This window comes from Shinella sp. 838 (assembly GCF_029623935.1).
In the GTDB taxonomy this organism is placed as follows: domain Bacteria; phylum Pseudomonadota; class Alphaproteobacteria; order Rhizobiales; family Rhizobiaceae; genus Shinella.
Genome location: NZ_JARSBQ010000076.1, coordinates 1 through 704, shown reverse-complemented (window position 1 = coordinate 704; position 704 = coordinate 1). Strand labels below are relative to the sequence as shown.

Genomic DNA, 704 nt, shown 5'->3' with positions numbered 1-704 from the left:
CCTCGCCTGGCCCATCGGCGGGTGATCTTGTTCTTTTGCCCGATACGGGCCTCATCCTGAAACCAAATCTCTATGCGTTTTCCTCGGGCCGCTCCAGCGGCAATCTCTGCCACTGCGGCAGGGAAGCTTTTTTAAAACCCTCAATGGCTTGAGGGTCTTGCGCGTGATGTTTGGGCCGGACAGCCAGCTTGCGATAGCCCATGGCCCGCACCTCCCGGCTCAGCGTTTGCTCGCTCACCGAAACGCGAAACTCTTCCCAAAGCCATTGCGCTAGATCGCACAGACGCCAACGAACAACGCCGTCGAGGTAGGGTGTCGGCCCACGCTCGATTGCTTGCGCCAAGGCCGCACGCTGCTGATCGTTCAACCGCGACTGCGGACCGGGCGCCTTGCCATTGATCAGGCCTTGGGGACCGTGTTCGTTGAACCGCATGACCCAGTCCCGGACAATTTGGAGCGTGACGCTGCCGAGGCGGGCGGCATCGGAACGCGAGCCTCCATCGTAGATTGAGGCGAGTGCCAACAGACGGCGCGCTTGAACGGCATCTTTCGTCTGCCGCGCCAGCCGCCGCAGACCTTCTCCATCAAAATCTTCGCGTAATGAAATCCCTGATCGCATCGCAGACCTCCGGTTTGCACCAGAGATTCAGATTCACCGCACTTTGGGAAGGCCAAAGAGTCGAGGTCAGCGAGGCGGCGTATAA

Annotated in this window: 1 protein-coding gene; it reads right to left on the bottom strand. The window is 60.1% G+C overall.

The window, feature by feature from the left end; all coding sequences use genetic code 11:
- Positions 1 to 70: 70 nt before the first annotated feature.
- Positions 71 to 619 (bottom strand): helix-turn-helix domain-containing protein, encoded by a 549-nt coding sequence (locus P9A16_RS35635; protein ID WP_443021765.1) that lies wholly within the window; start codon positions 617 to 619, stop codon positions 71 to 73.
- Positions 620 to 704 lie beyond the last annotated feature (85 nt).